Genomic DNA, 23508 nt, shown 5'->3' with positions numbered 1-23508 from the left:
AAAATTCAATTTTTATTTTTTTTTGTATTTTATATCGTATTATCTAGCAATAAAAAAACGATTGCTATTTTCGAGCAATCGTTTTTTCTATTTCATAATCAATCTCAAGAAACTTCACACCAAACATCCACATTTGATGATGTGCTGTTAACGTGATTTTATCCTTGTCTCTTATCACAAACGTTTCAGCTAACGGTAAGCGAATCGTAAAAAAGCGGCTATGTAAATAAATCCCCTCATCCCCTTTTGTACTGTTCCGTAACCGACTCGTAATGATAAGATTTTTCTTATCATTACGCAGTTTTAACATTCCAGTCATATTCGCATATGGTAATGGCAGCGCAATATTCATGTATGTTTCTCCAGTATGTTCATGCTGAGAGTAGAGCGCCACAAAGATTGTTTCTTTCTGTTCGTTTTTCCGAATCCATGCTCTGACATCATTTCTACCGTCTTTTTCATCTTTTATAGAGACAATCTCTCCATGCATAACCTCTAACCGATTTCCCATTCCTAAATGAATTTGCTGCACACGTCGACTTATTTTTTCATAAAGAAAGGCAAATGTTTGAAACCAACGTGACCAATAAATAGTTGCTTTTAATTCATAGTTTTTCGTGTTCTCATAAAAATCAATAATGAGCGGTGATACACTTTTTGGATTAAACTGTTTACTATGAAAATCTATCATTTTATTTATAAGACCTGTATATTCGTTCTTCTCTATTAGCTTATTTTCCAATAAAACATTCTCTCCAATTTTCATCTTTCCTTTAATACGACTCATTGTTTTTCCATAATGAATGTATTTCGGATCATTCTTTTCGATCATCCACCCCATACAAGCAGGTAATGCCACGCCAATTCCGTTTACAACCCCATGAATCCAAACCATTTGTACAATCGAAATAGTCATCATTCCTCTGAAATTCCCGTATGAGTATAAAAGAGAGAAAAGAATAGTCACCATAAGTGTACTAGACGAAATGATAAGAAAAACTTTCGCACTTATAGATGTAAATTTTGTTTTCCATACAAAAATGCCGTAAACATAGAGCGAAATAAGATAGAGTAGCACCGCAAAAAACTCGAATATTCTCGAATAGGTAATGCCAATGGCAACTGTCATCGGAGAGATGATGATAATAAACATAACAATCGTATATAATTTACTTTTCTTTTGTTGCTTTCTCCCTAGCAAACCCGCAGATAAAGGAAGTAGAAAAGCAGAGTAATGAAAATGAGCTGCTGTGAGTAAGACGATATCTGAACTAAACTGCATAATTGGTATGTTTGCTACAGAAACAAAGAACCAAAAGCCGCCTAAAAATAAATACATAAATCCACTATCAATCGCTGTTTCTTCTAGCGGTTTCCATCCTCTTTCTAATAATCTACATACACCAAATAATGCTACAATACCCGTATATATGAACCAAATTATCGCAAATAGAAAATGGTTTGTTACAAAAGCAAGCATCGCACTTATCGCTGCAATTGGATAAATAAATACCGCAAGTTTGTAACAGAATAATTCATCTCCATCTCTTTTTCTCTTATCTACAATAGAAAACGCCATCGGGATAAATAGAAGAATTGACAATAATATAATCGATTCAACAGGATGTAACTTTGGCCACTCTAAAATGAGAAAAATGACATAACAGAGGAGACCGATTATTATATTTCGCATATATTTACATCCCTTTCTCTAAACGTCCCCTTATAAGAGAAAAGCGGCCCTAATATCGGATTTTGCACTTGTACATAAATCCGATAACAATCTAATTCATCATCATAACTTTCTATAATCTTTGCCTCTCCATATAAAAACCTTGGCAATGGAATTTTCATTCCACATAAGTAGAACCATTGTTTTTTTGATGAAATATAAATCGCTCCTTTTGCATCAACATGAAACGCAAGCGTCGATACGAGCAAATGTGGTTCACCGAAATAATCGACAATTTCTTCTTGTTTATCATTCAAATACATAACAGCATTAAAATAACGCTTTTTTTCACCAAATAGAAACATCCGATTCCATCTTACAAATACCTCTCCTCTACTATCTTTCTCTGCAGTATTCTGAATGATAAACGGTACTTCTTCCCCTCTTTCTGAAAAGAACATCCGGAATCTTGCTGCTACTTTTAAAAACATTCTTACAGCAACTGAGCCTTCTGTAATTTCATCCATCCTTCCTTCTCCTACAAAACTATATTTTTCTGTAATTGCATAACGTTTCTGTAATTTTGGATGTAACTGATGATAGGATTCTCCTAATAATGTTTCGTAAATGGAAGACAAATTCTCACCCCTTTCTGCTTCTTTTACAATGTTTTGCTTGCGGTAAATTATTACTATTTACATAACCGATTATTGAGAATCCAATTAGCATGATGTTTAAAGTAATTGGATTAAAAGGTTGTATAAAACTATCAATATTTGTGAATCCTGCTACAGCTGTCAATGCCAATAGTATAATAATATGAACGAAAAACAATTTCTTTTTTTGGAAAGGTATCAACCATGCGATTCCAAACACGATTTCCAAGAAGCCAATCATTTTAATAATCCATGCAACATTATCAGTTGCACCAATAAGACTAGAAAGCATTCGTACCTCTTCCGGGTGAGTATATAAAACTTTCGGAATAAAGCCTTGATAAATCCATACAAAAGAAAGTAAAAAGCAAACAAAATAGTACGTAACAGCTCTTTTCAATAATAAACGTGGATGAAATCCTTTTTCTAACCACAGTTTTAAAGCATCAAAACTCCATGCAGTTGCCCATCCTAATAACGGACGAAATATGTATGAATCTATAAATCCCCCTATATTTCCAAACCTTGTTTCATAATCATATTGCGTTTCAAAGCGAATCTTGTTCCCATTCGGTGTATACTTCCAATAGCCTCTTCCTACCGCAATCAACGAAAGTTTACTCTCTGTCCAAAATTTCAATGAAGAAATTCTTCCCCCATCTTCTTTTTGTAGTTCTCCTATTGATTCTCCTTCTCCAGCAATTTCAAGTCCAAAACCAATTTTTGTTTTATATAAAAAACGCTGCGGTTCGCCTTCTTTTCTCTCTAAATACGATATTTCTGTAAACCGCGCATCCCATTCTGTATGTATCTTTGGATCTTGTGTATATTTCCAAAGTTCATTCATTGTTGTTTCTATTTCAGCTTGCACATAAATAGGTTTTTGCTTTTCCATCCACACTGCCCCATCCATATAATATAATTTATATCTTTCAAAATATTGTTATAATTTCTTCTTTTAAACACATTTTATATCATTTCCACTTCACACTCTAATAGATTTAATTTTCTGAATTTTTATAACCCACTTGATTTCTCTCACCATTTTGATTACTATGGAACAAATGTTACCAACAACTTCATACAACCAATCACTCTCGCCGAACGACGTGAGATAGAGGTTGCAACTTTTATGAGTATTCTAAAGGAGACACAGAGATTGTCAGTGAGTTTAGAAGAAAGGAAAAGTTGCCGAAATTTATATGTTTCTCTGAACATGTAAATTGGGGCTGTTTTCGAATAGAAACAGAACTGTCATATATACAGCGGTGTATATATGAGGAGCTATCTACAAAAAAGAGAGATCATGTTTCTTTATGATCGTCTTCTTTTTTGGCGGTTTTTTTATTAGCTCCGTTTTCTGTTTCCTTTTTCCTGTAACAGCACCATCCTCACCTATTTGAGATGGTGTTTTTTTATTTGCTTTCGGTAACTTACAGGAATGAAAGGGATCTATATTTCCCATCTTATGTTTAACAACATTTTTCCTAATTTATTAACCAATATTAAATTGAAAGTGGGCTCTCATGATGGAAATTATTGTTCAAAAATTTGGAGGTACATCCGTTGGAAGTATCGAACGTATTCAACATGTTGCGGATTTAGTCATTGAAGAATATGAAAGAGGACATGGAATTGTAGCGGTCGTTTCCGCGATGGGACATAATACAGATGAATTAGTATCTTTAGCTGCTGGTATTACTGATCAGCCTAGTAAACGAGAAATGGACATGCTGCTTACAACAGGTGAACAAATTTCAATTTCTTTATTAACAATGGCTCTGCAAGCGAAAGGTTATACTGCAATTTCACTAACAGGCTGGCAAGCAGGTATTACAACCGAATCCGTTCACGGCAGCGCAAGAATTACCGATATTGATACAGAGCGTATTCAATCTCATTTACAAGAAGGAACAATTGTCGTTGTAGCCGGTTTCCAAGGATTAAGCGCAGAACAAGAAATTACGACGCTCGGCCGCGGCGGGTCTGATACAACTGCAGTCGCATTAGCTGCAGCATTACAAGCAAAAAAATGTGATATTTATACGGATGTAACAGGTGTTTACACAACTGATCCACGAGTTGTAAAAGATGCTTACAAATTAGATGAAATTTCCTATGATGAAATGCTAGAACTCGCAAACCTTGGTGCTGGTGTGCTGCATCCAAGAGCAGTAGAATTCGCGAAAAATCATAACGTTATATTAGAAGTTCGCTCAAGTATGGAACGAGAAAACGGAACAATCGTAAGGGGAGAATGTGACATGGAACAACAATCAATCGTAAAAGGCATTGCATTTGAAGACAATATTACGCGCGTAACAATTAAAGGATTACAACAAGGAAAACTTTCTACAATCTTCTCTACATTAGCGAGTGCTCATATTAATGTAGATATTATTATTCAAAGTATTACAAATGAAGGAACTGTACATTTATCCTTCTCTATTCATTCGAATGACTTAAAAGAAACATTAGCCGTACTAGAAGAAAATCGTGAGGTTATGCACTATGAATCTGTAGAATATGAAAATCATTTGGCAAAAGTATCAATTGTTGGATCAGGTATGGTATCTAATCCAGGTGTAGCTGCTCAAATGTTCTCAACATTACAAGAAGAAAATATTCATATTAAAATGGTAAGTACATCTGAAATTAAAGTCTCTGTCGTTATTGATCGTCTTAACTTAATAAAAGGTGTGGAAGCACTTCATGAATCGTTTATGGCAAAAATCGAGCCTCTCGTATCAGTAAATTAAATAAAACAAGGGATGGAGAAGTTATCAAGACCTAAATCACAAAACTCCCTAAATAAAGGAGAACACATATTAGTCATGTGTTCTCCTTTTTTCTTTTTCTCAAACTCAAGCCTCCTTTAATGAAGAAAGATTAGATGTATGTGCGGTTTTTAGCTGTATTTGTTGCAATGTTTACTTTATTACTTAAAGAATCGTTTTTTCATTAATTGTGAAGTAAAAAGGTGAAACTTCCATCAGTGGAGATTTTTTTCATCTCCCACTTATGGCTAGTTGAACCAATCGGGCTTTTACGGGTAGTTATCCCCTACCTATCTTCCTCGCTTCTCTCTCAATCTTGAAGCGGGGGTCTTACTGCCCGTTAATGCGGGATAAAAAAGGATCAGCCTTGATTTTTAGATAAGGTAAGAAAGCTTGTATAAGTTAATAGATGGCAATAAGTAAGTTTCCACTAATGGATTGATGCGTAGGTTAACTTTACCCATTGTCATTTATATCTTGATATAAATTATTAGACATCCAGGTTATAGCATAATTGGTATAACCATTACTTAGAAGCCACCCATACCCATTCCTGGGAAACCACCCATGCCCATTCCTGGAGGACCACCCATGCCCATTCCTGGGAAACCACCCATGCCCATTCCTGGAGGACCACCCATGCCCATTCCTGGGAAACCACCCATACCCATTCCTGGAGGACCACCCATGCCCATTCCTGGGAAACCACCCATGCCCATTCCTGGGAAACCACCCATACCCATTCCTGGAGGACCACCCATACCCATTCCTGGGAAGCCACCCATGCCCATTCCTGGGAAGCCACCCATGCCCATTCCTGGGAAGCCACCCATGCCCATTCCTGGGAAGCCACCCATGCCCATTCCTGGGAAGCCACCCATGCCCATTCCCGGGAAGGCTATAATACGTTGAGAATCTAATGTCATGTTTCCACCTACTTTTTCATAAATATTTCATAGTCTTTTACATGCTATGCTTAAAAAAAATAAAGGAGCTTATTCTCCTTTAAAGTTAGGCAGACTAACTACCACTAACAGGTTTTATGTCAATAAATTTTCACTTCCTGCACCTTGTTACGCCTCCCGCTGTGGCCTACGTCCCCTTCTTAACAAATGACCATTTGTTCCGTTATCGTTATATACATGTTAGACTACAGTTTCAATCTCTAGGTATGTAGTATGAGATGTATGAAAAAAGAGGATATATGCCCTCATGTTGGACATAGTATCCTCTTCTAATTATGGTATATTTATCAATTGCATCCCTTGTTTTCTTTTTAGAACAAGTGAATGTTTTGCTTTTTGCACTCTTCACGCATGTCATCTGGCCATACAGAAGTTTGAACTTCGCCAATATGTGCTTTGCGTAAGAAGTACATGCACATTCTTGATTGTCCAATACCACCGCCCATTGTAAGTGGAAGCACGCCCTCTAAAATGCCTTTATGGAAATCATAATCACGTTTGAAATCTTCCCCTTTTATTGTTAATTGTTCATCAAGAGATTTGCTGTCAACACGAATCCCCATGGATGATAATTCAAATGAAGACTGCAGTACTGGATTCCAGAATAAGATATCTCCGTTTAATTTCCAATCATCATAGTCAGATGCACGTCCATCATGTTTTTCACCAGAGCGTAGCGCCCCCCCAATTCCGATAATAAAGACTGCACCGTGTTCTTTCGCAATCGCATGCTCACGATCTTTCGGTGTTAATTCTGGATATTTATCTTCAAGCTCTTGAGATGTGATAAATACGATATCTTCCGGTAAGTACTTACCAAAGAACGGGTATTTTTCAAATAAATAATCTTCTAAATCTTTGAATATTCCATAAATTTCTCGTACTGTTTCTTGTAAGTAATCTACTGTACGCCATTCTTTTTGAATAATTTTTTCCCAATCCCATTGATCAACGTAAATGGAATGCGTTGCATCAAGCTCTTCATCGCGGCGAATTGCGTTCATGTTTGTATATAAACCTTCACCAGCTTCATATCCATATTCATGCAGGGCAAATCTTTTCCATTTTGCTAGTGAATGTACAATTTCTAACTCTTCTCCTGAATGCAGCATATCAAATTCAATTGGACGCTCTACACCGTTTAAGTGATCGTTTAACCCTGATTTTTTCGTTACAAATAATGGCGCAGATACACGGAATAATCCAAGACGTTTTGATAATTGCTCTTCAAAAAATGTTTTAACTTCCTTAATTGCGATTTGTGTTTCTCTTACTGTCATTAATGTTTGGTACATGTTGTTTTCCTCCTAAAATGTTTTGATGTAGTGAGGAAAGAAACCAATAAAAAAAGCCCTTCTTTCCCAAAAAACTGGGACGAAAGGCTTTGGTTCCGCGGTACCACCCAAATTAGCAACAGAGGTTGCTCACTTATTCAGTACGGAGACTAGAGATATCTCGATACTGTTCTTCTTGTAACGGCGAAGTTCCCGGCTAAGTCTACTTTCCTAAAAAGGATTTCGGTTAGCGACTCCAGGAGGTTCTTCATAACAGGCTTCGTATCAGGCTCACACCACCCCTGACTCGCTTGGACTACGTCCTATTACTACTCTTCCTTTCACAGTCGTTTTACTGTCACATCTCTGAAACATTTTATTAATGTTTATTCTATACAAAAAAATAAGAAAGTCAACAAAAAGTTTTAAAATATTTTTCAATTCTTTATTTTACGCATTTTCGAATAGTATGTAATAAAAAATATTGGAACTTGGTTCCATAAATACAATGTGTCACACTAGGACTTATCATTACTTGCACGGGAATACTCTTGTTCTTGAAAGAGGATAACATGTATTTTCTCTCTATAAATACAATCATATTTGCAGCAGGAATTTCAATTGTATTACCTTCTATCATTTTTCATATTGGACAAATAAGCGAAGAAAGAAAAGGAGTTGCGATGGCACTTTATACATTTACTTTATTTTTTGGATCTAGTGTAGGTCCGTATATCGGGACAAAGATAATGTTTAAATATGTCGTATTTATTATTTTCTCTATCTTATTCTTATTTATCCTAATGTCATTTTCTTTACGAAAAAAGCAACATTATTTCTACGAAAAGATACAAACTAACCAAAATGATTAGTTTACATACAATACATTTTTTATTACAAATAAGAGTTGCTCTAACAGTCATCTCACAACTTTTAGAGCAACTCTATACTTTTAATGTATAGTAATGTGCTTAAGTTTATCAGGATTCACAACATAAAATATTCGCTCAATCTGATTCGTATTTTGCTTCCAAGCGAAACTGAAAACACCAACCACCTCTTCATCTTTTAATATGAGAACGCCTGGCTGATTATTTACTATGATAGCTTGTGCTTCTTTTCCTTTGAAAAATTTTGTAGCAATTGCAGATAACAAGCTCAGAACACGTTTTTTACTAATAATTTGATTAATAGCCGTAGCGACATTCCCTCCCCCATCTGCAATAAGTATTACATCGCTAGTAAGAATTTCTGAGATTTCTTGAACATTACTTCGCGATAAGGCCGAAATAAACTTAGTGATTTGGTCTTGTTGAATTTCATATGGTGTATACTCCTCACCGAAAGATACATTCATTTTCTGCTTCGCACGGCTAAACACTTTACGGCAATTTATTTCCGTAATATTTAGTAAGTCAGCAATTTCATTATGTTTTAAATCTAATGCTTCTTTTAAGACATAAACGGCTCTCTCTGTAGCAGAGAGTTTTTCCATAAGAACAACAAATGTATAATATAGTTGGTCATCTTGAATGATTTTCTCTGAAGGGTCCCATTGCATGCCCTGTACAATAGGTTCTGGCAACCAAGTACCAACGTAAGTTTCTCTTTTTTTTCTGCTCGACTGTAATTCATTTACACAACGATTTACAACCATTTTGCTTACATACGACTTTATGTTTTTAATATCAGTTGGATGAATTTCTTTCATCTGCAGTTTTATAAATGTATCATGGACAATATCTTCGGCATCACTTAGAGATCCCAGCATTTTGTATGCTATAGAAATAAAATAAGATTTGTACAATATGTATAATTCACTTACATCCAGGCTATTTTGCCCCATAGTAGTCCCTCCTTAAAACTCTTTAATCAATAAATCTATCATAATATAAAATAAGAAATACCCTAGAAAAAACTTTCTAGGGTATACCTATGCAAATTTCTCTAAAAAACACTCTTACAAAAATGGCCTTCTTATGACAAAAATTATATTAGACAAATTCTACAAATTATGTTGAAACCCATTAGACCAAGAAGGATGAATGGGTTCCCATCCATATTCCTTTCGAGCTTTTTTATTGGAAGCGCCGCGCTCCCCACGATTACTACCAGCTTGACGAAGAGGCTGAGGCGCACCAATTGCAGAAGCATAAACAGGCAGCCAAACATTTCCTGGTGCAGGATGATCATCGACAATGTTAACAGGACCAGATGGCCAATCTAGAGCTAACAATGCAGCTCTTGCTGCATCGTCTACATGAAGAAAAGAAAATACACCATCAGTTGCTACAACTTCTTTCCGGCCTACCTGATCGGCAATCTTTCCATCTATCGCATACCAAGTTCCTGGACCATAAAGCGTTCCATAACGAAGTATAACAAATTCCGGAATTTGAGAAACTTTTTCTTCTAACACCGTAATGCCTTCTATGGTCGTTTTTCGTGGAAACGGAGCAGCAATGTCCAACATTTCTTCTTCTATAGCAGGCGTGTCTCCAGGTTCATATGCCCACGAAATACTTTGTGCAATTATTCGTCTAACTCCCACCGCTTTTGAAGCATCTACAAGATTTTCTGTTCCCTTAATTCTTATTTTTGCATTATCAACCAAGCTTCCTGCACTTAACGATGTAAGTTGATGAATCACTACATCCGGCTGACTTTTTTCCAGCGCTGTAAATACAGCATCTCGATTTAATGCATCCGCTACCACTGGCTTTGCACCCATTTTTGTCACTGCACTTCCATACGAGTCATCACGAATCATCCCAAATACTTCATGACCTTCTTTTACTAACAAAGGAATTAAAGAACGTCCGATTACACCTGTTGCACCAGCAAGAAAAACTCTCATTTCTATACCTCCATAATACATTTTTTAAAATTTAATAATTCGGTACCTTTAGAATGAAAAAATGACTATAAAATGTACTCTTTTTTTACGTTCATATTTAAGACAAATTGATCATGTAATGTGTGACATAACTATAAATATAATCACAAATTTTTTCATATCTCGGACTTTTTTTCTTTTTATGCAACGTAAAACTAAAAGATAACAATTCATATATAATTTTTTTGAAATATTACCAAAAATCTATTTTCTAAAAAAATATTGTATAATATTAATAAATTCAAGATTAAACACCTTTTACATAACACATTACTATCAGCAAAAATTAAAAGAGTCCTAACTGTGAAGGACTCTTTTTTCTACTTTAAAAGATTTCTATTAGCGGGATAAACCTGAGGATTTTGCGCATTACTGTCCATGTTATGATATACTATTATATCCTGCTGTTCATTTTTATGAACAACTGTCGGAAAGGAAAAAGTCATAAACCCAAATTTTATTTTAAAGATTTATTGACTACTGTGGAAACAGATTTGCTATACAATAATAACGGAGTGATTATATTATATGAGTAAAGCTAAAGGTAAAGGTGGAACAGGTAGAGGAACAGGCAGTAAGGGCTGGAACCGATGGAAAGCCAGTGCCAACAAAAAAAAGAGTGCCAAACCTTATACAAGCAAAGGTGTTAAAAAAGCGGGTGGCGCAAAGACAAACAGTAATACAGGTGACAAATCCGAAAGATAGGGACTGCTATTTACGCTTGGTATCTTTCGTGTAAGATAGATGTTGTGTGGGTTTATTTTGCGGAGAAAAGCAAAGATTTAAAACAACAAAACAAGTGGTTACTCATTGTAAAAAGACAACTTTTAAAATTCATTAATACGATAATCTATATTATGAAAAAAGCTATTCTTTTAGTAAGTACTTATACAAAAGAATAGCTTTTTTATGATGTGGATACAATTTTCTATTTACTCGATGACGATATGACAGAACCACTTATAGAAATTTTCAAGTTATATTTAAAGCACAATATCGTAATCCTTTATTTTAATCGTTTCTATCATACCTTTCGAGAGGACTCCCACCTCTAAACGTACGTGAAGGTGGCGAGGTGAATCGAAAAAGTGTATCTTATTTTCAGAAAATAACAGAAACATATGTTCCTTCTTGGTATAATCTTCTTAAGAAGGAGGTGAAAAGATGAAAAAGAATCAGGAACAACAATCCAACTATCAAACATTTCAAATTTGGATTAAAAAAGGACATCGTATGTATGCTTACTTTCAAGAATCTTGTCAGAATGCCAAGAATATGTACAATACGACCAACTTTTATATACGTCAGGTGTATACAGGACTGACACAAGAAAAAGAGTTACAGCCCCTACAAAAAGAAGTGTTGGATATGATAGATCAATATATCGAAAAGATGAATGATACGCAGCTTCTTGCCTATCGAAAGAAATTAGCAAAAGAGAAGATGAAACCGAAAGAAAAGCAGAAAGAAATCAAATGCAATTTGTTTTCCAAACCTACGAAAGAAAATCCTCATGTAGATTATTATTTTCTAGATGCCTTGTTTAAAGCTATGCTTCAAAAAGATTATCGTTCTTTACCTACACAATCCAGTCAATCCATCATGAAAACTGTATTTCAAAACTGGCATTCCTTTTTTTCAAGCTTACGAGATTATCAACAAAATCCAAACAAATATACAGGAAAACCGAGAATTCCCAAATATATTCGTTCTGTGGAAAAGGAGGTGCTGTATACAAACCAAGACTGTGTCATTAAACATCATACCTTTTTAAAATTTCCAAAGACAAAATACCAATTAAATATTGGAAAATTAGGTTGCGCCAAAGGCAAACTGAAACAAGTTCGTGTGATTCCTAAATATCATGCATATGTAGTGGAATTGGTGGTAGATGCTCCTTTCAAAATACCATCCGTTGAAGAGAATGGACGTTATATGGGAATTGATTTAGGCATTGATAACCTTGCAACTATTGTCACAAGAACAGGTATGAAACCTGTTCTTGTGAAGGGCAAGCAGATCAAAAGCATCAATCAATTCTACAACAAATTAAAGAGTGATTTTACAAGTGTTCTTCGACAAGGGAAACAAACAAACGAAGGACCTTATACTTCGGAAAAATTAGAAAAACTTCATCAAAAACGTTATCTGAAAATCAAAGATCGTTTTCATAAGGCAAGTCATGAGATTGTAAAACGAGCGCAGGAAGAGAGAATTTGCAAAATCGTGGTTGGTCAGAACAAAAATTGGAAACAGGAAACGGATATGGGAAAGAAACAGAACCAAACGTTTTGTCACATCCCACACAGTGTATTGATTCAAATGATTACATATAAAGCAAAAAAAGTAGGTATCGAAGTGATTGTAATCGAAGAATCGTATACATCCAAAGCAAGTTTTTTGGATCATGACTTCATTCCAACGTATAGAACAAATGACAAGCATGCAACTTTTTCAGGAAAACGAATCAAGCGTGGTATGTATCGTTCTGCGAAGGGAATCTTCATTAATGCAGACGTAAACGCTGCGGCTAATATTTTACGAAAAGCATTCCCGAATGCATGGACAAACGGGATAGAGGGGTTAGGCGTGAAACAGCTCGCCAGTGTGTTAACTCCACTAACGTTAATCGTCCGTTAGGTCGAAACGTTAGAAACCCCCACTTCCAGCTCTGCTAAGTGGGGGAGTATTCATATTTCATGTTCATTTCTTTTACTCTGCACGAACTATATCATACAATCCCTATAAGTTTTTATTAATCCCGAGTTTATTTTATTGAATTTTCAGAAATATAAGTTTATACTTATGGACAAATAAACAGGAGGACGAAAAATGCAACCAAAACTAAAACTGTCCATTGTTCTTATTCTTATGCTTTCTATTATTTTATCAGCATGTAACCAAAACAAATCAGAAACAGCCACTACTCAAACGCAAGAAAAAAGAAAACCAGTTTTAAATATTGTAGAATCAGGCGAAATCTCAACTTTAGATTCTTCAATTGCCTCAGATGGCTTATCCTTTGGCGCTCTCAATAACGTCATGGAAGGCTTATACATGCCTGGCCTTGAGGGAAAGCCTGTACCTGGAGCTGCAGAATCTCATACAGTGAGTAAAGATGGATTAACCTATACATTTAAACTGCGTGATACGAAATGGTCAAACGGCGATCCTGTAACAGCTCATGATTTTGTGTATGCATGGAAACGTGCAGTAAACCCTGAAACAGCTTCAGAATATGCACAAATTCTATTTGATATTAAAAATGCGAAAAAAATTAATAAAAAAGAACTTCCTTTAAATGAATTAGGTGTAAAAGCACTCGATAACAAAACATTAGAAGTTCAACTTGAACATCCTGTTCCATACTTCCTTGGATTAATGGGATTTGCTACGTTTTATCCTTTAAATCAAAAGTTCGTAGAATCACAAGGGAAAAATTTCGGATTAGAAGCTAAAAATGCAATCTATAACGGACCATTCGTACTAAGTGAATGGAAACATGAACAAGAATATAAAATGACGAAAAATCCAAATTACTGGGATAATAAAAATGTAAAATTAGAAGAAATTAATGCTCATATCGTCAAAGATATTTCAACAGCTGTCAATCTATTTGAAGCAAAACAAGTAGACCGAGCAACTATTAACGCTGAATTCGTAGATAAATACAAAGATAGTGATAGCTTAAAAAAATTAGCACGACCAACAACAGTTTTCTTACGTTTCAATCAAAAAAATCAAGTTCTTGCAAATAAAAATGCGCGAAAAGCCATTAGCTTAGCTTTTGATAAAAAAGGCGTTGCTAATACAATTTTAAACAATGGTTCTATTCCAGCCAATGCACTCATTCCACAGGGATTTGTAAAAGGACCTGATAACAAAGATTTTCGCAGTACAAGTAATGTAAAAATAGAGACGAATGTTGCAGAAGCAAAAAAATTATGGGAACTTGCTAAAAAGGAATTAGGCACCCAAACTATAACATTAGAAATTTTAAGCACTGATGATTCGAATGATAAAAAGATTACCGAATTTTTAAAAGGCGAACTAGAAAAAAATTTACCAGGATTAAGCATTACATTAACGCAACTTCCTGTTAAAGTATATTTAGAACATGAATCTAAAGAGGATTACGAAATTTCCCTTTCTGGATGGGGTGCTGATTATCCAGACCCAATGACATTCTTAGATATGTTTATAACAGGTAGCTCATTTAACCGAATGAACTATTCCAATCCAAAATACGACGAGCTTATCCATAATGCTGGTTCTTCCCTACTAACAGATTTACCTGCTCGCTGGAAGGCTTTCCAAGATGCCGAAAAAATTCTCATAGAAGACGATACAGCCATTGCTCCTATTTATCAAGCTGGACTTGTGTATCTGGAACGACCATATGTGAAAGATGTTTGCATTAGACCTTTTGCTGGAGTGTATAGTTATAAATGGGCGTATATTAAACAGTAAGGGAAATTATCATTGTAACTAAATAAGAAAGTTGTTTAAAAAATATTATCAAGACCTAATTCGTAAAAAGTCATAAAAAATAAAGGGTGATACATATTAGTCATATATAATATGTATCACCCTTTTACTTCTTGTTCAACAATCGCGCCCTTTAATTGAATAACTAAAATGTAGGGGCTTTTTTATTATTTCTAATTTTAATTCAAGTAAAAAGAAGAGCTTCAGCAACTCGTGCCTGACCATTCGAACCTATTGTTCTAATTTAATGTTTTCTCTTGAATAATATTTAACTAGCATACTGAAGGTTCTTTTTTTAAATTCCAGGAAAACGACTAGTAGGCAGCTGGCCTTTTCTCTACAAGGATACTGAAAAGATATAAGACAGACATAGTGATTTGGGCCACTTAATTATCCTGCGTTTCAAATTATTTAATTGAATCCTGCTAATATCATTTTATAAGTATCTTTCTTTTAGCTCGGATTAAGGTACTTTTAGAAATTCCGGTCATTTCCTCTACATGTCTATAAGAGTGGGTTTCTAATAATCCTCCAACACATACTGTGAACCCCGATCAGATAGGATCTCTTCACGAGCTGCCTGTCAGCTACGAGCCGACTAGGCTCTTACCTCGACCGGACTATACCAGCTAGTTGTGCCTGACTTGGTTAGACACGCAATAATAAAAAAGAGCTAGCAAAAATACCGCTAACTCTCGTATTGATCAATAAATAGCCTAATTACAATCTTTGAATCAACCAATAAAATGCCAGCACAAAAATAAGGCAAGACGTTGAAATCATCATTTTACGATACCACGGGAACTTTCGCAGCCATATCAAGAGGGGCAGTACTAGGCATAAGATCAATAGTTGGCCTGTTTCCACACCTAAATTAAACATCAGGAGTGAGCCAATCAGATTTTCTTTTGGAAGTCCTGTTTCAGCTAAAGCCCCGGCGAAGCCCATACCGTGAATCAGGCCAAATATGGCTGTCAATATCCACCGCCACTTCGCCTTTTGAACAAACATATTTTCCACTGCCACATAACAGATCGTCAGGGCAATCAAGACTTCGACCCAATGCGAACTGACCTGAATACGGTCGGTGGCCACCAAGAATAGTGTTATGCTGTGGGCGATTGTAAAAGCAGTAACAATTTTCAACGCATCCTTGAAGCGAGATGCGATTAATACTAAGGATAACAAAAACAGCAAATGATCATAACCTGTCAAAATGTGTTCGATTCCAAGCTTAAAGTATTTCCACAAAACAGCGCCAATCTTAGGCTGGGGAACGTCGCTCAGATTATCACTTTTAGTGCTATCAATATGGGGAAGGTTGATCAGAATATCTCTATTAGTGCTATCAATCATATCCTGCTGAAAATATTCCCCTGCATGGACCATGAGTACACTCGTATGAGCAGGCGCATCGTCAAACACCAAATCGTAATAAAGATTAAATTGTTTGATTTCTTCATCGGCGATAAACTTTAGTTGAAATTCCACGCCTCTTACGGCACCCTTTTGCGCCATGTTCATCGAAATCAATTCCATCGTTAAGGGCTTCGAATCTGCATCTATGCGAAGACCTTTCTGTAGATAGGATTCGATTTTTTGCTGGGCCAGTTCATCGTTCACTAGATTATCCAAGTCAGTACCGAATTGTGGAAACAAGTCTGTTTGTTCAATAAAAAGATCATAGAGAATCTCGTTCCCTTCAATGGTTAAATCCGAGTAATTCATATTTACGGAATGCGCAAGTGAAGTTGTGGCAGTCCCAAAAAATAATAAGATCATGATGATGAACATGGACAGAAATGAACGCTGCTTCATAGCGGAACCCCTTTTCATGAAATGTTAGTAATACAATCTGCAATATAGCTTATCCGGTTACGAACGTTCAATCTGCAACTTGAACATGTCGCTCGACTTATTTCAAGCTGTCCAAGAGTGTTTTTACTTGTGGGTTAAGGGTCAATGCGTTCAGAACGATCGTAAGTACCTCTGCGCGTGTGGAGTTGCCCTTCGGATCAAATAAGCCATTGCCCTTGACGCTGATGATTCCCGCTTTTTCCGCATCCTTGACTTGGTTTGCTGCATAAGAGCTTGCGCTTGCTATATCCGCAAAGTTGCCCCTTTGGCAAGCATCTTTGTCCACTTTACTTAAGTCCACAATACGGGATCGAATAATAACCACTTTTTCACGGTTAATCGTTTTGTTCGGTTTGAACGTCCCGTCATCATATCCGGTAATCACTCCAGTGCTAGCAAGCTTCTCAATGGCGTCTTTACCCCCAGTGTCTGTCAATATCTTTCACAACAACCGACTGACAACAATTAGGTCAATTTCTACACCGACGGCGCCAGCGACTGTCACATTACATATGAAATATGAGCCGGTATCCCGTTGCAGAGCGAGGAAATGCAGCTTTAGTACACCTTGGGTACCATTAATCGTCCAAATAATGAGGGGGAGAAAATTGATCTCCCCCCGTTTCATTACCGATCTATCCTAAATGTCACTAATGTGATGACACCTGCGTGTATACTTTTAGTTTCAAACACTTGAATTGCTCTACTTTTGTGTCAATACATATTGAGCGTCTCGCAACAAATATTCAGCCGCTTCGCTTGAGATGTGCTTCCCGCATCGGTAACCAGTTCGACCGTAGCAGGCAACCCAAGAGCCGCGGCCGTCTTCGCTGTATCGTTCGTCTTCGCTGTACCGTTGGCCAATTCGGTGATTGCTGCAGGTGGTTGGATGTTCAAGACCGTCTTACCTTGATCAACGAATTTTACTCGATAAGTCGCTTTCGCTTTTAACGTTGTTCCGTTCACGGTAAATGTGCCCGCCTTCGCAACCATGTCTGCTGTGATTTCCTCCCATACAACATTCACTGCCCCTGTTGTTCCGTCATTGTATATGGCCTCAACCTGTGCAGGAAGTGCGGGTATTTCGCCTATGTTCGTATCCATGGCAACCGGTTTGAAGTCTACCATGTCTTCGGTATTACAGTTTCTTATACAATATTTTGAACCAGTTGATATTAAATCCGTCTGCAGCTGCCTGAAGCCTTATTGTATGCTTCCCGGCCGTCAGTGTAACCTCATCGGACACTGTTGACCAATTCTGCCACCCTCCTGTATTCGGCAATGTCGTTGTCTTCTGCGGAACTCCGTCTACGATAAATGTGATGCCGGATCCTGTCGACTTATTGACAGCCACCCTGTATTGCAGGGTATAAGTTCCTGACGACGGAATATCGATGTCACTATATTCCATCCAAGAATCCGCACCAATCCATCCAAGTGCCTGTCCGCCGCCAATGTCATTGGTGTCCTCTTTCTTTACATTGTTCATAGAGTTATAGTTTTCCGCCTGAATAAAAGCTGCAGCATCAACAGTTACACTGATGCTTGTTGTCAAAGGGACGTTATTGGGATTTTTCACCCCAGTTGGCAAAGTTACAGTTCCATTGACAGCGAAGGTTTGTGCAGCCTTTACAGTGGGATCATAGTTTGAAGCATCTACATTCCATGTCACATTGGCTTCTCCCCTGCCTGCATCGGTATCCAACGATACTGTCTTTGGCAATCCAAGGGCATCCGCTGACTTCGCCGTTCCGATTGTCAACCCTGTTATGTCAGAAGGCGCAGTGATGCTGTTTAAATTAACACTTTGAGCCTCAATGTCAATGTCCTGCGACGAACGGTTATACATGGAATCGTCGGCGAATACCCTGAGTATATATGGAGTAGTCGGTGACAAATCTGTAAACTTATAATGTCTGTATTCATCGAATGGTTTGTCTAACGGCAGCGAAAGGCTGTTAAACGATTTGTCCACTTTCCCCGTGAGCTTGTTGATAAGCTGAATATTATATTCCAAAACGCGCACATTGTCTTTTGCTTGCTTTATTGTAAAAGCAAGTTCGTTGTTTTTGTAGGAATCGACCGTAATACCCTCTTCAAACTGCGGAGCCATGAGTTCTCTTATATCGCTCCTGCTATAGGTAAAGGCCTCTTTGCCTTCACCAACGACTTTTACAGAAGGTGTGCCTACATATTCATCTGTACTTAAATTATACTGTTTGATGATAATTTTTGAACCGTAAACCTCTATGAAATTCGCGATGCGAGGTGTGGTTTTGTAATTGATATACGAGCCTTCTATATATCCGCCGTACGGACCGTTATCAATATAGCTGGAATATGAACTCGCACCGCTGTCGAGATACGTAGCCGCACCTTGATAGTGAGAACGTTCGTCGGTCGGGTCGTATTGCGTATGACCTGACATATATACCACCTGCGAAAAATTATTGTCGGCAATATATTTACCTACATTATTACTTGCCGCGCTGCTCCATGCCGATCCCCACACGGTTCCGCTTATAGGGTAGTGAGAAGATACAAATATGGGTTTGGTTGGATCGTAATCCGCTTCTTTTTTAATTTGGTCAAGGAAATTTTTGGTTTTCCCCACCGTATTGTCGTTGTTATAATTTCCGTCAAAACCCACAAAATTATATCCTTTTACCTTTACCCTATAAGCACTATTAAAGAAATCGTTATCGTATGAATTCGTTGAGGCGTTCCACGCGCCCGCCGAACCGACAGGTATAAATTGTTCGGCGCCGCCCATATCATGGTTGCCTCTTACCATATAAAGCTTCGTATTGTCAAACAGACCCTCACCTTTAAGTTTATTGTATATGTCTGTCAGATTTTTCATCCACACATATTCATTGGCGTTGTTACCGCCGGTAACGTCGCCAGGAATAAAGAGTACGTCGGCCTGTGGGAATAGTCTCAGTTCTGTTCTGTAATCTTTTTCAATGCGCGCGATTGTTGCGGGATTAGCACTTACTTCTGGGTCGCTGTCCACAATCATATTTAAACTGGCGGGAGTTAATGTTTTATTGCTTTTTTGATAGATGAATATGGCGTTGTTTAGTTCACGTTCGTAATAATTGATGGTTTCCTGTGTATATAATTTTTCTTTTTGCGTTGTTGCAACCGTATTTGCCGTATTCAAGACCTTTTTCAAATGATCAAAATCGGTTTCGCTGAAGCCGTTGCCGAGACCGTCTGCTATTATTTTATTTGCTTCTGATATTGTGTCGTTAAGTGCCTTCATATCTACTTTATTTACAGCGTAACTATTATAATTCGCTTGAACTACATCACCGCTAAATGCACCTTCCCAAACATTAAGATCAGCTATATCGAATGAATTACCGCCATGTTTGCCCAATCCGTCGCTACCTATATTTAATGGGTTCGATGTATCTAAAGTTCCGACCCCCAGCGAAGTTTCAGTCATTTTGTAACCATCAATATACAACGATGCGAGCATTTTATCTCTGTCTACAACAAATGTCACGTAACGCCAATCGGAAGCATTAAACGTGTCGCGCCCAAATTTTACTGATGCGGTCGGGAATCCTAAATTCATATTGACCGAATTAGCTGATGTATAAATCGCCCAGCCTTCGTTAGAGCTCTTAGTAAAATCCTTGTTTGATAATATTACCTGATTATTGTTAGTGTCACCCTTATACCAGAAGGATGTGGTAAAACTGTCATTACCAAAATTCAAGCTATGCTTCGTACCGACATAATTGCCGTCTCCGCTTTCTAAGTGCAGAGCTTTGGTCCCTGGTAACACACCGTCTACATAACTATAATTTCCATTTGCTGTCAAATCCTCTTGATTTACATCGTCCTTTAAATTATTATCGAATTTCATCGATGCAATAAGGGGGTTGGCATTTAATACTGCGTTCGTGGATAATGAAGTTTTTTTGTCACCATTTGATGGTAAACTAACTACAACGCGTAATTTTTTACCAATATCATTTAACGTTACGGTGTAGCTTTTGGATGTACCACCCGATTTGACATTAATATATTTATCGCTTATACGTGATTCCTGTACTTGCCATTGAAATGTGAGATTTTTGCCATCTGACCCATGACCCATGATTGCACTGGCGGTGATCGTTTGACCGTAAACTGGCTGCATATTGTCGATTTTGACGAGTTTGTCGTCCGATTCGTTTGCAAGTGCGTCTGTGGTGGTCGATAACATAACGAATATCATCGTGAATACGAGGGAAATAGATAATATTCTTTTCATTACAGAAAACCTCCATATTTTAAGTATTTTAAGAGTCTGTTCAAAAAGCTTGTAAAATTGAGTAAAAAAACAGAGCCGTAGTGAAACTTTGATGCGGAACTCATTGATTATATCAATCATGTCGACGACTCCATTGTGCTGGAGAAGGTCGCCCCGCTTTACAAGGATGGCGGGCATCCTCCCATCGATCGGGATGAGAGGAGATTTTTCGTCATGGAAATCCCCCTTTCGTTTCCAAAAATGGTACTTTTTTAATAGGCTCTTTTTGAATTGTAATGTAAAAATATTATATTTATATTTTCTCAGAGTTAATTTATTGTAAAGTATGAAAATTTAGATTTATGTAAAATAATGGTATCGTAGGTAAAAGTATCTAGTATATTCAAGGGAAACTTAATAGTTTATCAACCAAATATTTTATTTAAGGGGTACCGCCACATGTCCATCAAGCTAAGGTTTTGAAATATCCCCAAAACGAAAAAACGTTATTCTCTCTGTAGAAATATACAGGAAGAATAGCGTTTTTTGACCTCTTCTATTAAATGTGCATGCTATGTTTACACATGATGTGATGGCTTGTATTAACCCTTTATTATTACTAAAGTAGGAAGTATACCAAAATAACATGATGAATAACATGTCCCAAAGCGTGTGCAATCATCGCATATTGTAATCTCAGCTTCTGGTACATCCAACCAAAAGCCATTCCAAAAATGCTATTGAGTAAAAAGCAGCGTATCAGGATAAGGTTGTTCAGACCGCCAAACATCGTAATTGTTGCATTATTTTTAAATAGAAAAACGTTATCTTTTCTTGCAACAATATAAAAAAGATAACGTTTTTCTTTATTATGATAAAAGTTGATATTTAAGAGTGTAACTAATCGCTTACCAACAACCTTTTCAGAAAAGGTAAAATGCCCCTCTTCTATCAATTAACAACTATTCATTTGTAATCAGTCCTTTAAAAATGATAGCAGTGCTTCATTAAATTCTTTAGCATGTGTTGCATTTAACCCATGTGGACCACCCTTTATTAAAGCTACCTTAGAATTAGGAATTGCTTCATGTGTTAGCTTCCCACTATATTCAAATGGAACAGTTGCATCTGAATCACCATGAATAACAAGGGTAGGTATATTAAACTTGGCTAAATCTCCTCTGAAGTCCGTTTTGCTGAAAGCAGCGATACAATCTAGTGTTCCTTTAGGCGATGCACCCGCTGCAATATCCCTATTGTAAAGTCGGAATGGTTCACTGACTAAGTCAGTTCGATCTCCAGCAGCAAAAAATCCTCTCGTAAACTCATCAAGAAATGCTAGGCGATCACTTTTTACTCCATTTTCAAATCCTTGAATTGCTGCATCATCTAATACTCCCTCAGGATGATCTGCTGACTTGTAAAGAAATGGTGGTACAGCTCCTGCAAATACAGCCTTCTCTACTCTATTTGTTCCATAGTTTCCGATATAGCGAGCTACTTCTCCACCACCCATTGAAAATCCGACCAGTGTGACATCTTGGAGATCCATATGCTCTAGTAACAGATGTAAATCAGTAGCAAATGTATCATAGTCATAACCGTTCCATGGCTGAGAAGATTTCCCGAACCCTCGACGGTCATAAGTTATGACTCTGTATCCAGCCCCAACGAGAGCAGGAACTTGGTATTCCCAAGATCGACCACTTAATGGCCAACCGTGAATTAATACTACTGGCTTCCCTGTACCATGATCCTCATAATATAGCTCAATGGGTGCTTGATTTTCGGTTCCTACAGTAATTTTTGCCATTCTTCTACCTCCAAAAAATATTTTAATATATATTCTTTTCTTCAATAATCCGGATGAATCTCGTAACCTATTTATGCACGTTTATGTTGTGGACTCTAAGCATGAAACTCTATTGTTCCGATGAATTCATTTTCTGTTTTTATAACAATTCCCCATCTAATACTTTTTTCATCATGAAATTAACCTAAAAGACGAAGCAATCCGATTAATTTCCTCTAAGGTCGGCATCTGTCGTTCCTGAAATTGAAACTCAGTCCACCTTCCAACTACTCGAACCCAATGAGGGGCGAGGGTTCGATCCACTTGTTTTTTCAACTTGCGCAAAGCATCAACCACCGATGGAACTCCATCCCAACGTAGCTCTAAATTTAAATTTAATCCTCCACGTATGAGATGAATGTGGGAGTCATTTAATCCAGGAATTAGGAGTCGCTTATTTGCATCAATCACTTTAGTCGAAGACCCTTTGTATTGCATTACATTTGAATCGTTACCCACAGCTAAGAAACGGTCACCTCTAATCGCAACTGCTGTTGCCATCGGATTAGCTATGTCCATAGTCACAACATTTGCATTGCGAATCAATGTTTGTTTCATGCGACATAATCTAATTACCTCCTTATTAAATAACGTTATGTTAATAATCATTGATGGTTTAACCACATCTTAGTCCAAGGAACTAGCCGTTCTCCTAAGAACATGCTAATTAGACCTATTAATCCTAGAATAGGAGGAGCAGGTCCCAGAATACGAAGTGTTTGCAAAAAAAGCCAAGGATGATACCTGTACCTAAAACTAATAAAGCAGAACAAATTAACTATCTTCCTTAAACAAATGGTCTTAATTGCTGAACATTCCTCA

The 23508-nt window shown here is 37.1% G+C and carries 19 protein-coding genes, 1 pseudogene, 1 riboswitch and 1 other annotated feature; of the genes and pseudogenes, 5 read left to right on the top strand and 15 right to left on the bottom strand.

Annotation, left to right across the window (positions count from 1 at the left end):
• Window positions 1-64: 64 nt before the first annotated feature.
• Genes NKR74_RS08415 through NKR74_RS08405 form a run of 3 tightly spaced genes read right to left on the bottom strand, consistent with a single transcriptional unit; the run spans window position 65 to window position 3223 of the window.
• Entirely contained in the window at window positions 65-1693 is a 1629-nt protein-coding gene (locus NKR74_RS08415; RefSeq protein ID WP_253629216.1) for a YndJ family protein, read from the bottom strand.
• The gene (locus tag NKR74_RS08410; RefSeq protein WP_253629215.1) at window positions 1681-2310 is read right to left on the bottom strand and encodes a DUF4166 domain-containing protein; all 630 of its coding nucleotides are present in this window, start codon (window positions 2308-2310) and stop codon (window positions 1681-1683) included. Before NKR74_RS08410 ends, NKR74_RS08415 begins: the two co-directional genes overlap by 13 nt.
• A 4-nt stretch (window positions 2311-2314) precedes the next feature.
• A complete protein-coding gene (locus NKR74_RS08405) occupies window positions 2315-3223 on the bottom strand; it encodes a DoxX-like family protein (protein ID WP_253629214.1) in 909 nt (302 codons plus the stop codon).
• A 212-nt stretch (window positions 3224-3435) separates the two neighbouring features.
• Window positions 3436-3623: riboswitch (Lysine riboswitch) on the top strand.
• Window positions 3624-3857: 234 nt separating this feature from the next.
• Between NKR74_RS08405 and NKR74_RS08400 the strand changes: the two genes are divergently transcribed.
• On the top strand, window positions 3858-5087 hold the full coding sequence (locus tag NKR74_RS08400; RefSeq protein ID WP_253631110.1) for an aspartate kinase: 1230 nt from the start codon (window positions 3858-3860) through the stop codon (window positions 5085-5087).
• Window positions 5088-5635: 548 nt separating this feature from the next.
• On the opposite strand, the gene NKR74_RS08395 is transcribed toward NKR74_RS08400, so the two are convergent.
• Window positions 5636-6031 (bottom strand): hypothetical protein, encoded by a 396-nt coding sequence (locus tag NKR74_RS08395; RefSeq protein WP_253629213.1) that lies wholly within the window; start codon window positions 6029-6031, stop codon window positions 5636-5638.
• A 350-nt stretch (window positions 6032-6381) separates the two neighbouring features.
• Entirely contained in the window at window positions 6382-7365 is a 984-nt protein-coding gene (gene asnA, locus NKR74_RS08390; protein ID WP_253629212.1) for an aspartate--ammonia ligase, read from the bottom strand.
• A gap of 72 nt (window positions 7366-7437) precedes the next feature.
• Window positions 7438-7698: a binding site (T-box leader), on the bottom strand.
• Between the two features lie 149 nt (window positions 7699-7847).
• On the opposite strand from asnA, the gene NKR74_RS08385 reads away from it, so the two are divergent.
• Entirely contained in the window at window positions 7848-8216 is a 369-nt protein-coding gene (locus tag NKR74_RS08385) for an MFS transporter (RefSeq protein ID WP_309247649.1), read from the top strand.
• A gap of 80 nt (window positions 8217-8296) precedes the next feature.
• Here the strand turns inward: NKR74_RS08385 and NKR74_RS08380 are convergent, their stop codons facing one another.
• Both NKR74_RS08380 and NKR74_RS08375 read right to left on the bottom strand, forming a co-directional pair.
• Window positions 8297-9190: a sigma-70 family RNA polymerase sigma factor gene (locus tag NKR74_RS08380; protein WP_098311290.1), complete on the bottom strand. Its 894-nt coding sequence runs from the start codon at window positions 9188-9190 to the stop codon at window positions 8297-8299.
• A 159-nt stretch (window positions 9191-9349) separates the two neighbouring features.
• The gene (locus tag NKR74_RS08375) at window positions 9350-10201 is read right to left on the bottom strand and encodes an NAD-dependent epimerase/dehydratase family protein (RefSeq protein WP_253629210.1); all 852 of its coding nucleotides are present in this window, start codon (window positions 10199-10201) and stop codon (window positions 9350-9352) included.
• A gap of 567 nt (window positions 10202-10768) precedes the next feature.
• Here NKR74_RS08375 and NKR74_RS08370 point away from each other — a divergent pair.
• The 3 genes from NKR74_RS08370 to NKR74_RS08360 all read left to right on the top strand — a co-directional run bounded on the left by NKR74_RS08370 (window position 10769) and on the right by NKR74_RS08360 (window position 14710).
• On the top strand, window positions 10769-10945 hold the full coding sequence (locus tag NKR74_RS08370) for a DUF3934 family protein (protein WP_020060606.1): 177 nt from the start codon (window positions 10769-10771) through the stop codon (window positions 10943-10945).
• Between the two features lie 459 nt (window positions 10946-11404).
• Window positions 11405-12880 (top strand): RNA-guided endonuclease InsQ/TnpB family protein, encoded by a 1476-nt coding sequence (locus tag NKR74_RS08365; protein WP_253629209.1) that lies wholly within the window; start codon window positions 11405-11407, stop codon window positions 12878-12880.
• A gap of 192 nt (window positions 12881-13072) precedes the next feature.
• Window positions 13073-14710, top strand: a complete 1638-nt coding sequence (locus NKR74_RS08360) for a peptide ABC transporter substrate-binding protein (protein ID WP_253629208.1) — start codon at window positions 13073-13075, stop codon at window positions 14708-14710.
• Window positions 14711-15159: 449 nt separating this feature from the next.
• Here the strand turns inward: NKR74_RS08360 and NKR74_RS08355 are convergent.
• The 8 genes and pseudogenes from NKR74_RS08355 to NKR74_RS08320 form a co-directional block, all read right to left on the bottom strand.
• A pseudogene (locus tag NKR74_RS08355) lies at window positions 15160-15255 on the bottom strand (recombinase family protein); the annotation flags it as partial.
• A gap of 193 nt (window positions 15256-15448) precedes the next feature.
• The gene (locus tag NKR74_RS08350) at window positions 15449-16546 is read right to left on the bottom strand and encodes a HupE/UreJ family protein (protein ID WP_253629207.1); all 1098 of its coding nucleotides are present in this window, start codon (window positions 16544-16546) and stop codon (window positions 15449-15451) included.
• A 97-nt stretch (window positions 16547-16643) separates the two neighbouring features.
• Window positions 16644-17021, bottom strand: a complete 378-nt coding sequence (locus NKR74_RS08345; protein WP_253629206.1) for an S-layer homology domain-containing protein — start codon at window positions 17019-17021, stop codon at window positions 16644-16646.
• Window positions 17022-17299: 278 nt separating this feature from the next.
• Window positions 17300-17689, bottom strand: coding sequence for an Ig-like domain-containing protein (locus tag NKR74_RS08340; RefSeq protein ID WP_253629205.1), 390 nt, complete (start codon window positions 17687-17689; stop codon window positions 17300-17302).
• A 34-nt stretch (window positions 17690-17723) separates the two neighbouring features.
• Complete coding sequence (locus NKR74_RS08335) at window positions 17724-20855, bottom strand: carbohydrate-binding protein (RefSeq protein WP_253629204.1); 3132 nt, start codon at window positions 20853-20855, stop codon at window positions 17724-17726.
• Window positions 20856-21810: 955 nt separating this feature from the next.
• Window positions 21811-22647: an alpha/beta fold hydrolase gene (locus tag NKR74_RS08330; protein ID WP_253629203.1), complete on the bottom strand. Its 837-nt coding sequence runs from the start codon at window positions 22645-22647 to the stop codon at window positions 21811-21813.
• A gap of 171 nt (window positions 22648-22818) precedes the next feature.
• Window positions 22819-23244: an amidohydrolase family protein gene (locus NKR74_RS08325; protein ID WP_253629202.1), complete on the bottom strand. Its 426-nt coding sequence runs from the start codon at window positions 23242-23244 to the stop codon at window positions 22819-22821.
• A 47-nt stretch (window positions 23245-23291) separates the two neighbouring features.
• Entirely contained in the window at window positions 23292-23411 is a 120-nt protein-coding gene (locus NKR74_RS08320; RefSeq protein WP_253629201.1) for a DUF1427 family protein, read from the bottom strand.
• Between the last annotated feature and the right edge of the window lie 97 nt (window positions 23412-23508).

The sequence above is a fragment of the Bacillus sp. 3103sda1 genome, assembly GCF_024159135.1.
In the GTDB taxonomy this organism is placed as follows: Bacteria; Bacillota; Bacilli; order Bacillales; family Bacillaceae_G; genus Bacillus_A; species Bacillus_A rhizoplanae.
Note: the sequence above shows the minus strand (reverse complement) of the source record. Positions and strands in the feature narration are given on the sequence as shown.

Bases quoted from the DNA above. Each gene is read 5' to 3' on its own strand.
- NKR74_RS08350 (WP_253629207.1), bottom strand. From the start codon at position 16,546: ATGAAGCAGCGTTCATTTCTGTCCATGTTCATCATCATGATCTTATTA.
- NKR74_RS08415 (WP_253629216.1), bottom strand. From the start codon at position 1,693: ATGCGAAATATAATAATCGGTCTCCTCTGTTATGTCATTTTTCTCATT.
- asnA (WP_253629212.1), bottom strand. From the start codon at position 7,365: ATGTACCAAACATTAATGACAGTAAGAGAAACACAAATCGCAATTAAG.
- NKR74_RS08375 (WP_253629210.1), bottom strand. From the start codon at position 10,201: ATGAGAGTTTTTCTTGCTGGTGCAACAGGTGTAATCGGACGTTCTTTA.
- NKR74_RS08400 (WP_253631110.1), top strand. From the start codon at position 3,858: ATGGAAATTATTGTTCAAAAATTTGGAGGTACATCCGTTGGAAGTATC.
- NKR74_RS08370 (WP_020060606.1), top strand. From the start codon at position 10,769: ATGAGTAAAGCTAAAGGTAAAGGTGGAACAGGTAGAGGAACAGGCAGT.
- NKR74_RS08340 (WP_253629205.1), bottom strand. From the start codon at position 17,689: ATGGATACGAACATAGGCGAAATACCCGCACTTCCTGCACAGGTTGAG.
- NKR74_RS08405 (WP_253629214.1), bottom strand. From the start codon at position 3,223: ATGGAAAAGCAAAAACCTATTTATGTGCAAGCTGAAATAGAAACAACA.
- NKR74_RS08335 (WP_253629204.1), bottom strand. From the start codon at position 20,855: ATGAAAAGAATATTATCTATTTCCCTCGTATTCACGATGATATTCGTT.
- NKR74_RS08365 (WP_253629209.1), top strand. From the start codon at position 11,405: ATGAAAAAGAATCAGGAACAACAATCCAACTATCAAACATTTCAAATT.
- NKR74_RS08330 (WP_253629203.1), bottom strand. From the start codon at position 22,647: ATGGCAAAAATTACTGTAGGAACCGAAAATCAAGCACCCATTGAGCTA.
- NKR74_RS08380 (WP_098311290.1), bottom strand. From the start codon at position 9,190: ATGGGGCAAAATAGCCTGGATGTAAGTGAATTATACATATTGTACAAA.
- NKR74_RS08325 (WP_253629202.1), bottom strand. From the start codon at position 23,244: ATGAAACAAACATTGATTCGCAATGCAAATGTTGTGACTATGGACATA.
- NKR74_RS08395 (WP_253629213.1), bottom strand. From the start codon at position 6,031: ATGACATTAGATTCTCAACGTATTATAGCCTTCCCGGGAATGGGCATG.
- NKR74_RS08360 (WP_253629208.1), top strand. From the start codon at position 13,073: ATGCAACCAAAACTAAAACTGTCCATTGTTCTTATTCTTATGCTTTCT.